Source organism: Streptomyces pseudogriseolus (assembly GCA_002154585.1).
Classification (GTDB): Bacteria; Actinomycetota; Actinomycetes; order Streptomycetales; family Streptomycetaceae; genus Streptomyces; species Streptomyces pseudogriseolus.
Genome location: MUNG01000311.1, coordinates 1 through 11,614 on the forward strand (window position 1 = coordinate 1; position 11,614 = coordinate 11,614).

Here is an 11,614-nt window from a genome sequence, read left to right on the forward strand (position 1 = left end):
TCGGCCGCGTCCACGCCCGGCGCCGGGGGCCGGGGCCGGCGGGTCAGCTGCACGGTGGCCCTCGCCGTGGCGGGTGCCATGGCCGCCGTGACCGTCGGCTCGGTGTTCGTGTTCGACCTGCTGCCGGGGTCCGGGGGCGGCGCGGACGCCGATCACGGCCCGAGCGGCGCCCGGCCCTCCGCGGCCCCGTCCGCGGGCGCCCTGCCCGGCGCGTACGTCGGCACCTGGGAGGGGCAGGCCACCTCCCGCGAGAGCATCACCATCCCGCTCGGCACGTTCCGTCTCACGCTCAAGAAGGCGCACGTGGGCGAGCGGGTCGGCACCCTGCGGCACACGGACATCTTCGGCGGCGTCTGCGACGACGTCCTGACCCTGAAGGAGGTCACCGACAGGCGGATCGTCACGACCTCCGTGGGCGCGCCCGGCAACCGTGACGTCTGCAACCAGGCCCGCCACACCGTCCTGCTCACCCCGGCCGGCGACGACCTGGTCTACGAGTCGGACAGCAAGGACTCGGGACGGCCGAAGGCCCGGCTCTCGAAGATCGAGTAGCCGGGCCTCCGGTCCACGAGGGCACCCCCTCCGCGCGACGGGGCGTCGCTCTCAGCCCGGGACGACGACCGTCCGCAGCTCGCCGTCCCCGAGGTGCAGCATCCCCTTGCCCGGGGCGATCTGCCCGCCGACCATCCCCCGGGACAGCCGGACCCCGATGAGGTCGCCGCTGGAGGACTCCTGCGGGGAGAGCAGGATGCCCCGGCGGGCCTTCTTCGCGTCGACCTGCCAGCCGGAGAAGCCGCTGCACACGTCCTCCTCGTCACCGGCGATGACGAGGGCGAGCCCGCGTTCCGCACCGCGCGAGACGACCTTCTTCAGCTGGCTCTCGGCGTCGCAGTCCTCGAGGATCTCGCCGTCGTCGATCAGCACGGCGATCGGCTCCTCGAGGGACGCCTCGTCGATCAGCTCCTCGAACTCGTCCTCGTCGATGTCGTCACCGGTGAAGACCTTCAGCACGCCCTCCGTGCCGTCCAGCTGCCGCAGCGGCGACTGGCGCGGCGCGGCGACCACCAGCCGCGTCCCCTGCGCGAGGAACGACTGGGCGAAGTTCATCAGCACCGTCGAGCGGCCCGACTTCGCCGGACCCGCGATCACGAACGCCGGTACGCCGTCGGCGAGATCGGGACCGAAGCCGACGATCTCGTCGCCGCCGATGCCGGCCAGGCCGAACAGCTTCGAGCGCGAGGCGTCCGGGTCGCGCATCTCCCACGCCTCGGGGAACGCGATCCGGCTCGGCAGGCTGTCCACCCGGAACGGCCGCCGCGCACGCGGCACTTCGGCGTCCCGGGCGGCCGCCGCCTCACCGATGGCGGTCAGCGTGGCCGCCTGCCCCTGACCCGTGGTGTCCTCGGCGAGCAGCGCGAACTGCGTCTCCGTGCCGGACTCGTTGCGGAAGGCGCGGCCCGGCGGGATCTCCTCCGGCACCTTGCGGGTCGGGATGCCCAGCGAGGAGAAGTCGCTGCGGTCGGCCAGCCGCAGACCGTACTTGTCCTCCGTGAGGCTCGCGATCCGGCCCACCAGCAGCGTCCGGTCACCGGTCAGCACCAGGTGGATGCCGACGCTCGCGCCCTCCCGCATCATCGTCTGCAGCTCGTCCGTCAGCGACCCGTGGTCGATCTCGCCGAGCGTGGGCACCCAGCCCTCCCAGCGGTCCAGCAGCACCACGATGTGCGGCAGCCGCTCGTCCTCGGCGACCGCGGCCCGCTGCTCCCCGATGTCCGCGAAGCCCGCCTCCGCCAACAGGTCCTGGCGGCGCGAAAGTTCGCCCTTGAGCCGGTTGACCAGCCGGACCACCCGCTCGGTCTGGTTACGGCCGACGACCGCGCCGCAGTGCGGCAGCCGGGTCAGCGCGTTGAGCGCGCCGTTGCCGCAGTCGATGCCGTACAGATGCACGTCGGCCACGGAATGGGTGCGGGCCAGGGAACCCGCGATGGTGCGCAGCACCTGCGACCGGCCGCTGCGCGGGGCGCCGCCGATCATCAGATGCCCGAACGACGAGAAGTCGACGACGACCGGGCGGCGGGCCTGGTCGGCGGGCAGGTCCTCGACACCGAACGGCGCCGGTGGCAGCGTGCCCGGCGCGGGCGCGTACGACGGCACCTCGATCTCGTCCAGCAGCAGCGTCTCGTCCAGGGCGGGCAGCCAGGGGCTGTGCTGGGCGGGGATGCCGAGCGAGGCGTTGGCGTCGCGCACCGCGTCGACCAGCACCTTCAGGTCGGTGATCTCCTCGTCCTCACGCGCCTCCGACTTCGGCTTGGTGAGCGCCGCCCGACCCAGGTCCTCCCAGGTCAGCGGACCCACCCAGGGCGCGAGGGCGGCCGGGTCGGCCGCACCGGGACGGCGGCCGCCGACCCGGCCCGACTGGAACGGCACCAGCGAGGCGTGCCCCAGGCGGGCGTAGGCGCGGCCCGGGGTGCTCTTGGAGATGTGCCCGGCCTCGGGCGAGTCGATGACGTCCGTCGACTCGCCGGCGTCCGTCACGCGCAGCGCGATCCGCAGGTTGGTGTTGGCGCGGATCTCGGGGGAGACCACACCGCTCGGCCGCTGGGTGGCGAGCAGCAGATGGATGCCGAGGGACCGGCCTCGCTGGGCGATGTTCACCAGACCGGTGACGAAGTCCGGCAGGTCGCGCACCATCGACGCGAACTCGTCGATGACGATGAGCAGCCGCGGCACCGGCGCGTGGGACGGGTCCCGCCGTACGAGATCCTGGTAGTCCTCGATGTCCTTGGCGTCCGCGGCGGCCAGGATGTGCTCGCGCCGCTTCAGCTCCGCGCCCAGCGACTCCAGCGCACGCTCCACGAGATGCGCGTCGAGGTCGGTCACCATGCCGACCGTGTGCGGGAGTTTGACGCAGTCCTTGAACGCGGAGCCGCCCTTGTAGTCGACGAGGACGAACGTCATGTTCTCGGGGGTGTTGGCGACCGCCAGCGCCGCGACGATCGTCTGGAGCAGCTCCGACTTGCCCGAACCGGTCGTACCGGCGATCAGGCCGTGCGGGCCGTCCTTGCGCATGTCGATGCCGAACGGCCCGTCGTACGACTCGCCGATCACCGCGAGCGTCGACTGCCCGCCCATCCGCCAGCGCGCCATGATCGCGTCGCTCGTCGGCGGCTCCAGATGCAGCACGTCCAGCAGCCGGCTGGACCCGGGCAGCGCCGAGTCCTCGGTCTCCCCGCTGATGTCGCGCAGCGGCGACAGGGAACGGGCCAGCCGCAGACACCAGGCGGGCGTGACGAAGTCCGGCCGTACGTCCTTGATGCGCTCGGCGCCCGCCTCCTCGACGCGCAGCCGCAGCTTGTCGGGCGCCTGCTGGGCGCCGCGGCCGGGCTCCGGGGCGCTGCTGTGCCACGCCTGGAACGAGGGGAAGCCGCCGCCCGCGACGGCCGGCTGCGCCACGCGGTCGGCCTGCTGCCGCCCCGGCTCCTCCGGCAGCGGCTCGGCGACGACGAACGCCTGGCACTCGCCGGGCAGGAACCGCTCCTCGGCGTCCAGGCACAGGGCGTACATGGACACCGAAGGCCCCTCGCGGAGCAACCGCACCACACCGGGCAGCGACCGCAGCCGCCGCGAGCCGTCCCACACGACCACGATGTCGGGGTCGCTGAACGTGGTGCCCTGGGAGCGGTTCTGCTCGGCGGCCTTCTTACGGGCGTCGAGGATCTGCGTCAGCTCACCGATCCGGGCGCCCACCGTCTCCGCGTCGGTGCCTATGAGGACGTTCACGTCGTGCCCGCCGGAGGGGCGGGCGTGCGGCAGCCAGCGCACCCAGTCCCAGGACTCCTGCGCGGAGTTCTCGCTCAGCACGTAGAACTGCACGTCCATCGGGCTGTGCAGAGCGGCGGTCTGTCCGACGGCCCACCGCCCGAGCGCGCGCGCCGAGTCGCCGGGGCCCGCCACGCCGATGACGCCGAGCCCGCGCAGGTTCAGCGCGACCGGGGCGTCCTCGATCTTCCAGGTGACCTGGCGCCGGTGGTCGTCCTGCTCGGGGTCGTCCAGCACCACCTCGGACGGCATCTGCCCGGTGCCGAACCGCAGCAGCAGATGGTCCCGGTCGGTGCGGCGCCGCTCCCACAGCCGGGTGCGCGGTCCGGTGCCGAGGGACAGCACGGTCGCCGGATCGGGGATGGCGTGCCGGCGGTCGTCGCGCTCCTGGACCAGCGCGTCCTGGGCGTCCCGCTCGATCCGCTCCTTCTGCTCCTCGTACTCCTTGACCTGCTTGGCGTGGGACTTGCGCCCGTGCTTCTTGTCGTTGAAGTAGTTGGCGAAGAGGAGGATGGGGCTGAGCCCCGCCATGATCAGGTAGTACCAGCGCTGGAAGATCGTCACCATGACGACCGCGCCGACCAGCGGCGTCAGCGCCATCAGCCAGGGCAGCGGCCGGGCCTCGTAGTCACGGGGCTTGGAAGGCAGCCGGAAGTTCGTCTGCCGCTCAGGCCGGCGGAGCCGGGGCGGCCGGTTGTAGTCGAGCCCGACACCGTCGTCGGACCACTTCAGGGCGGCGTTGGGCGGGGTGTAACGGGTCAGCTCGAAAAGGCTGTTGCCGACGGCGATCTGACCGCCGAGCGGCCAGTCGAACTTCCCACCGCGCTGGGCGGAAGCACTCGCGCCCCCGTCCTTCTTGTTCTTCTTCCTTTTCTTCTTCCGCTTCCTGCGCTTCTTCGTGGCGGCCGTGCCGGAGGGATCGTCGCCGCCGCTCTCCTCGCGGCGCTGCTCCTCCTCCCGGCGGCGCTGCTCCTCCTCCCGGCGTTCCTGGGCGTCGGCGATGGGCTCGCCGTCGAGGGTGACCGCGGCGTGCTCGCCGTGCACGACGACCTGGCAGGTCCCGTCGGTGGCGACGGACAGGGTCAGCGCGCGGGCGTCGACCTCGGAGTCGTCGACCCGTACGTACGAGGCGCTGCCGCTGCCGATGTCGTAACGCCCGACCCCGAGCCGGTGCACGAAGCCGGCGGCGGGCCCGCCGACGACACGCAGCTCGACGAGTCCGGTGGGCTCACCGGGCAGACAACCGGACGGATCCTGGAGGGACACCACGGCGCCGTCGCGCAGGGGCGAGCCGACGACGGTCGCGGAGGGATCGACGGCGTACCCGTCGACGTACACCGTCGGCGTGTTCCCGGCGGGCGTCTGCCCCTGGTGCCCGATGGGGACGACCTGGGCGCCGGCGTGCCCGACCTGCGCGGCGAGTTCGCGTGCGATGTCCCCCACGGTCGACTCGGGATCGGCATCGAGGACGACGTCGGCGGAGTCCCCGCCGTACGGATCGACGACGGTCAGAGTCAGGCGCACGCTTGTCCTCCTCAGGCCCTGCGGCCGCGTCCACCCCGCGGCTCACAGTCCCGCCGACGATATCGGCTCCGCCCCGGCGAAAGGCAGTCGGGGAGCGGGCCGCGTTCCCGGCAGCAACGCCGTCCACGACTTGTGACCGTTGCCTTCACAAGGTGGGGATGTGGCGGCGCAGTTCACCCCCGTAAGCTTCTGCCGCAAGAGCGGACGATCACACCGGCGGGCCCGAAAGGCCCCTGAGCCGCAGGGGCCGCGACGGCAGGCCGGCAGTTCCGCAAACAAGGGAGCCACGGGGGTTGGCCCTGCGGCGTTGCGAGAGGGAGCGGCTTCATGGCCAAAGACCTTGACATCACATATCAGGACATGCGGGAAGCTGCCAAGCATGTCGTGAAGGAGAAGGAAAAGCTTCAGGAGAAGCTGGACGGCCTCCGCAAGTACATCAACAACCTGGTCAACTCCGGCTACGTCACGAAGAGCTCCTCGAAGGCCTTCGACGAGAACTTCGACGAGTTCACCAACGGCGCGAAGACCACGCTGGACGGCCTCGACGGCATGGGCGACTACCTCACCATGGCGGCGGACAAGTTCGAGCAGATCGACGACGAGCTGGCGAAGGCTGCGCGGAAGTAACTTCCGGGCGCTGGGTTCGGTTACACCGGCGGTGGGGCGGGGGGCTTGGGGCTTCCTGTCCCACCGTTTCCGTGTGGTGACTCCACTCGGTATCGAGCTGGGCAGCCGTGAGCGCTGGGTCGATGCCTCGGCCGTCGGGCGTGCGCTGCGGGCACTGCCGCCTGCATGCGCGGATCGCTCGACGCGGTGGCCGAGCACACAGACGCAGAGTGGGCTCGATAAGGGGCTGGTTCAGTAGCACGGGATCACGCGCGCAGAGCTGCACGGCGGTTCCAGCGATCGGGGGATTCGTATGACGGCGAGTGAGAAGGCGGGAGTGGCTACTCATGGCTGACCGTGCGCGGATCGACGACCTTGAGGTGATCCGGGAGATGGGGAGGGGCCTTGGGAAGATTCACAAGTCTTTCGACGGGCTTTCGGACATCGTGAATGAATACGGAGAGGACTTCGGACACGAAGAACTCTTCGACAAGTTCGAGGATTTTGAGTCGAACTGGAACCTGAATCGCGACAAGCTGCAGGAAGAACTGAAATTTCTTTCGGAGTACGCGCTGGCGGCGGCGAAATCCTATAGCGAGTTGGATCACGCATTGGCTAGTGCGCTTCGAGATGCTCGAAGTTCGACCAAGAAGAAGGGCAAGTGAGTCACCATGGGGGGACGGCCTCAAGACTGGCAGCCGCTTTGCTACGTCGACCCTGTTCCCGGGGATCCGGACAGAGTCGCGAGCCTTGGGAAGAAACTCAAGAAAACAGCTGAGGAACTCGAGCGTCAGGTAAAAAACCTGAAGGCCATCGCTGAAATCGAGTCTTGGGACAGCGACGCAGGCAGGGAGTTTCGTGAGCGTGCGGAAGGCTGCCGCGGAAAACTTGATGCCGCACGCAAGCGGTATGCGACTGCAGCAGTCGCGCTTGGCGACAAGGTGGTCGATGTTGGCGGTGATTATCGGGACAAAGTTCACGCTTCGGCCAAGGGCTATGCCTCCGACTTGCATCGCGCGCAACAGATCGCCGATGCGGCACTCAAAGAGGCGCAGTCTGCAGAGGACGAAAAACGCGCTGCTGGGACGAAATTGGCCGACGCGGATAATGACGCGAAAAGAAAAAGCCTCGAAGACGTCCAGAAGGACGCCGACGACTCGATAAGAGCGGCTCAGGAGAAGATTGAGGAAGCGAAGCGAATCCGCGATGCCGCAGCTAAGCGGGCGTGTGACGCAATTGACGAAGTCATCTCCAAGGATGCGCTAAAGGACGGATTTTGGGACAGTCTCCTCGATGATATCGCCAACATCACCGGCCTCATCGCTACCGTTTGTGGAGTATTGTCGCTCCTAGTGGGGTGGATTCCCGTGATCGGGCAGGCGTTGGCTGGAATCCTCGGAACCGTGGCCTTGGTCATGTCGCTGGTTGGATTCATTTGTACAGCGGTCCTCTATGTGCGGGGGAATGCTGATCTTATGGATCTAGGGGAAGCGGCGCTCGGCTTTCTTATGATTGGAGTCGGCAAAGCCTTCTCAAAAATTGCTGGAAAATATGCTGGAGCAGTTCTGAAGCGCCTCCGGGCACTCAAGGCGAACAAGACGCCGGGGGTTGGAAGGGCCTTCAAGCGCGATCGTCAGAAGCTTAACCGTTTGGGTGGGAAGGGGGTCCTCGAGACGCTGCAGATGTCACCGAAGGAACTTGGAAAGACGATGGTCAGTCCGTTCAAGGAGCTGGTCACAAAGAGCGGCTGGAAGGGCTTTGCTGCTAACGCGAAGACCCTCTTCAACATGAACAGTTGGCGGGCGGCGAGGGAAGGAGTCGCAGCAAACGGTGGACTGCTGAAGTCGGTCTCCCTGGTTGACGCGGAAGTGGCCGCCACGCTTAAGTCGATCAAACCTCTGGCGGATAATTTCTCAAGGATTCCAGGATTGAACGGCGTTGTGGGAAAGGTCAACCTTCTGACTGGTATCGGATATGCTATGACCGGCGGAAATATTTACCTCGACGAAAATACTCGGCCCGCGTTCTAGGAGATTAGCATGGCGGATGATTTTGACGACTGGACCTGCCGGCTGGACTTTCCAGACGGCTGGATCGACCTCACGGCCGCGATTGACCTCGAACCGGCCGACAAGGCCGCTTGGGCCCGGGAGGTCGTGAACTCCGTAAATCCTCTGGACCTTGTGGCTTCAAGGGAATCTTTTGCGGAAGACCTGGTCTCCCTGGCGAAGAACGCTGAGAAGACACACGCGGTCCTCGCAGCCGCCTACTTCGCGGTGGGCGGTGCCAACTACGCGGCTTTCGATGTTCAGATCTTCGGAGAGGACGGGGTGGTCCTCTCGTTGGACGAAGTGGAGAGCAGGCTGCGCAGTCATAAGGAGATCGTGGGGGAGCCTCAGGTGAGCAGGCTCGAGTTGCCGGTCGGTCCGGTTATCCGGTTGCAGGCCGTATATCAGTCGAAGGGAGTTTTCGGGTTTGGCAGGCGGCTTTCGGAAAGAGTTTCGTACGCTCTCCTCGTTCCTCAGACGTCTGATGTCCTCGTCGCGACGATGACGTGGAGGGCCATGGAACACAGTGACCAACTCACCGCAGCAGCCGATGCGTTGATGCCCACCCTACGCTTTGTGCCACTCGACGCCGAGGGAAACCCGCTCCTGGAAGGCGGTTCTTCCGGTGTCTGATTTTTGGAAGGACGAACCGCCGGAGGATTACAACCTGGTCGTCCCCGACGGCTGGTTCAAGTTGCCTCTTGACCCGGAAGGCCGTGACCGTAGCATCATCGCATTGACAGAGCAGCAATTTCGCGGAATTGACAACGCTCCTCACCTGAAGGAGCAGGTGATGCGAGAGTTGCAGAAGACCGCAAAGGATGCCTACCGGGCGGGTGGTATCGAACTTTATTTTTCCACCTTGACGATCGGTTCGCTACCGTTGTCGTCGTCGCTTCTGGTGAGCTTTCCCACGCCAGGGTCGATGCCATCCTCGGCAAGTGTCCGCACGGTCGCAGAGATGTTGCAGCGGAGCAACGCCGACATTACGCTCGTCACCCTCACGGCTGCTGGGAAGGCGGTCCGTGAATTCCGGACCGAAGCGGCTTCCCCTGGTACGCAGCTGGGCAATGAGCTCCCGACGACGACGGTCAAGTACTACGTCCCCATCCCTGCGGCCGGCGAATGGCTGATCATGTCGTTCTCGACACCGTTGGATCCGCTGGCGAAGCAGATGGTGGGGTTGTTCGACGCAGTGGCGGACACGTTGCACTGGAGTTGAACCCAGTTCACGAACTAGTGAGGGCGAGGAATCGGCCAACGTCTCCTCAAGCCCCGCCAGGCGACGAATGCCGGAGCGCGTACATGTGCAGCTCGCTGCGCGGCTCCTCCGTGTCCACCCGCAGCCAGGAGCCGTCGTGGAAGCGGATCAGCAGGATCCGGGTCTCGAACTCGCCGGAGAACGGGTCCTCCAGTGTGGCCTCGTCGGGGGACAGGCGGGCGACGATCTGGGCGTGTCTGTCGCGTCCCGAGCTGACGCGCTTGGGCGGGGCCGCGAAGGTGATGCCGTCCGGGCCGGCGAACAGCAGGCGCTCGTGATGGGTCGAGTGGCTGTACCAGCGCAGGAGGAACTGGCCGGCGGCGCCGCTCCAGTCGCCGTCGAAGACGTTGTCCAGGCCGCGCTGGTCGACAGCCGCCTCCATCCGCTTCTCGTCCTCCTTCCGCGCCCGGTGCCGTTCCTTCTCCTCCTTGGAGTCAAGGGCGCGCTCGACCGCCTCCTGCGCTCGGGCCAAAAGGCTCAGGAGAAGCAGGAGCGGGAGGAATGGGGCGCCAAGTGCCGTACCGAGCATGGCCAATGGAGGGCGGCGGGCCGGACGGAGCGGTGGGTTGCCCGCGGCTTGCAGAACATCGGCCGGAGGCTGCGGGATTTTTCCGATCCAGCACCATTCGCCTGCTTCGGAGTGGATGTCAAGACGTCCCGCGATTCCGCCCTGTTTGCTCCTGCGTGCCATGTCAGCCGTCTCCTTGCCGATGCCGGACCAGATCGGTCTACTGAGAGTATCTGCTGTGCACAGCCGGGACGCGGGAGTCGGTGGACGGCTGCAACCGCCCTTGGTGAGGGGCTCTGGGCGGGTACAAGTGAGAAAGGATTGGAATCATGGGGGATCACATAAAGGCGGACCTCGCCGCCATCAAACAATGCTCACGTGACCTGGCGAAGATTCACGGCGAGTTCGAGAAACACGGAAACCCCGCGGACGAGTACGGCAGCGCGGTGGGTCACGGCGGCCTCAAGGACGCCTTTTCCGACTTCGGGGACACCTGGAAGAAGACGCGCAAAAAGCTCATGAAGGAGCTCGAGCAGCTGTCGGAGTTCACGAAGAGCGCGGCCAAGGCGTACGACGACATCGACCGCGAGCTGGCCAAGGCGATCCGGGACGCCAAGGCGCAGAGCAAGGGGAAGAAGTGAGCAGGACAGACGCCGACTGGCCGCCGCTGTGGCACGACGACCCCACGCCGGGCGACCCCGAGGAGGTCGCCGAACTGGGCCGCAAGCTGCGCAAGATGGCCGACATGATCGACGAACAGTCCCGCGTCATCAAGGCGCTGGCCTCCGTCGAGGGCTGGGACAGCGAGGCGGGCAAGGGCTTCCATGAGATCGCCGGCGGTACTGCGGACAAGCTGAAGAAGTCCTTCGAACGCTACGACGAAGCCGCGAAGGCCGTCGGCGAGCAGGTCAGTGAGGGCAGTTCGGACCAGTTCGCCAGCGAGATGCGGCGCGCGCAGCGCAAGGCGGACAAGGCTCTCGCCGACTACCGGGAGGCGAAGGCCGACCACGACCTCGCGGACGGCGAGGTCAAGAAGTTCACCGAGAAGTACCCGACGGCGTACGACATTCCCGCCGCGGAGAAGGAGGAGTACGAGCGCTGGGTCAAGAAGCGGGCCGAGGCGCTGCACCGCATCGGCGACGCCCGCAAGGCGGTGAAGGACGCCCGGGAGATCTATGACGATGCCGGGGACAAGGCCGCTCGCCATATCAGGAACGTCGTGCACCACGACGCGGTCCGCGATCCCGGCGGATTCATGAACTTCCTGGCGGACTGGGCCGACATGCTCTCCAACATCTCGGCGGTTCTGTCCGTCCTTGCGGTTATTTGCGCCTTCGTGCCGCCGCTTCAGTTCCTCGTTCCCATCTTCGCGACCCTGGCCGTGATCGCGAGCGCGGCGGCGCTTGCCGGTCATGCGTACGACATGACGGTGCGGGGCGGGAAGGTCGACTGGCTGAAGCTGGGCGCTGACGCGCTCGGCGTTCTTCCGGGACTGGGCGCCCTGAAGGGGTTCAAGGCCCTCAAGGGCGTCAAGGGACTGACCAAGTTCAGGTTCAGCGGTTTGGCTGCATTGGACGGCGTCGGACACAACTTCCTCAACGGCGTCGCCGTCAAGCTGACCAACAAGGTGCTGGGCAGGACAGCCCGAGCCGCGGCGATCGACGGCAAGAAGATCACGGGCGTCATCAAGGGCGCCGGCCTCGCCAGCGCCCTGCACCGCATGCTCAGCGGTGAGAACGGCGAGCGGACCGGTTACCAGGAGCCCCCCAAGGCCACCGCGCCCACGCCCCGGCCCACTCCCACTCCCACGCCCGAGCACGCGCCGACGCCCGAGACCACGCCCCGCCC

The 11,614-nt window shown here is 67.2% G+C and carries 9 protein-coding genes and 1 pseudogene; 8 read left to right on the forward strand and 2 right to left on the reverse strand.

What is annotated here, in order from left to right:
- Positions 1 to 552, forward strand: a pseudogene (locus CCN29_RS25010) (serine/threonine protein kinase); the annotation flags it as partial.
- 51 nt (positions 553 to 603) lie between these two features.
- Here the strand turns inward: CCN29_RS25010 and CCN29_RS25015 are convergent.
- Positions 604 to 5,343 carry an FtsK/SpoIIIE domain-containing protein gene (locus tag CCN29_RS25015; protein ID WP_086684616.1) on the reverse strand — a complete coding sequence of 1,580 codons (4,740 nt, stop codon included), beginning with the start codon at positions 5,341 to 5,343 and terminating at the stop codon, positions 604 to 606.
- 327 nt (positions 5,344 to 5,670) lie between these two features.
- Here CCN29_RS25015 and CCN29_RS25020 point away from each other — a divergent pair, with 327 nt between their 5' ends.
- From CCN29_RS25020 to CCN29_RS25035, 5 genes are all read left to right on the forward strand, one after another.
- Positions 5,671 to 5,970 (forward strand): WXG100 family type VII secretion target, encoded by a 300-nt coding sequence (locus CCN29_RS25020; RefSeq protein WP_006133193.1) that lies wholly within the window; start codon positions 5,671 to 5,673, stop codon positions 5,968 to 5,970.
- A 326-nt stretch (positions 5,971 to 6,296) separates the two neighbouring features.
- On the forward strand, positions 6,297 to 6,614 hold the full coding sequence (locus CCN29_RS25025) for a hypothetical protein (RefSeq protein ID WP_086684619.1): 318 nt from the start codon (positions 6,297 to 6,299) through the stop codon (positions 6,612 to 6,614).
- Positions 6,615 to 6,620: 6 nt separating this feature from the next.
- Positions 6,621 to 7,979 carry a hypothetical protein gene (locus CCN29_RS35425; RefSeq protein ID WP_143661375.1) on the forward strand — a complete coding sequence of 453 codons (1,359 nt, stop codon included), beginning with the start codon at positions 6,621 to 6,623 and terminating at the stop codon, positions 7,977 to 7,979.
- 9 nt (positions 7,980 to 7,988) lie between these two features.
- Entirely contained in the window at positions 7,989 to 8,630 is a 642-nt protein-coding gene (locus CCN29_RS25030; RefSeq protein ID WP_086684622.1) for a hypothetical protein, read from the forward strand.
- On the forward strand, positions 8,623 to 9,219 hold the full coding sequence (locus CCN29_RS25035) for a hypothetical protein (RefSeq protein ID WP_086684624.1): 597 nt from the start codon (positions 8,623 to 8,625) through the stop codon (positions 9,217 to 9,219). Before CCN29_RS25030 ends, CCN29_RS25035 begins: the two co-directional genes overlap by 8 nt.
- A 46-nt stretch (positions 9,220 to 9,265) precedes the next feature.
- On the opposite strand, the gene CCN29_RS25040 is transcribed toward CCN29_RS25035, so the two are convergent.
- Positions 9,266 to 9,730, reverse strand: coding sequence for a hypothetical protein (locus CCN29_RS25040; protein WP_031021847.1), 465 nt, complete (start codon positions 9,728 to 9,730; stop codon positions 9,266 to 9,268).
- A 365-nt stretch (positions 9,731 to 10,095) separates the two neighbouring features.
- Between CCN29_RS25040 and CCN29_RS25045 the strand changes: the two genes are divergently transcribed.
- Together CCN29_RS25045 and CCN29_RS25050 are read left to right on the forward strand one after the other, a co-directional pair.
- Entirely contained in the window at positions 10,096 to 10,407 is a 312-nt protein-coding gene (locus CCN29_RS25045; RefSeq protein WP_006133179.1) for a WXG100 family type VII secretion target, read from the forward strand.
- A partial coding sequence (locus tag CCN29_RS25050) for a putative T7SS-secreted protein (RefSeq protein ID WP_086684627.1) occupies positions 10,404 to 11,614 on the forward strand: 1,211 nt, incomplete at its 3' end. The genes CCN29_RS25045 and CCN29_RS25050, both read left to right, overlap by 4 nt.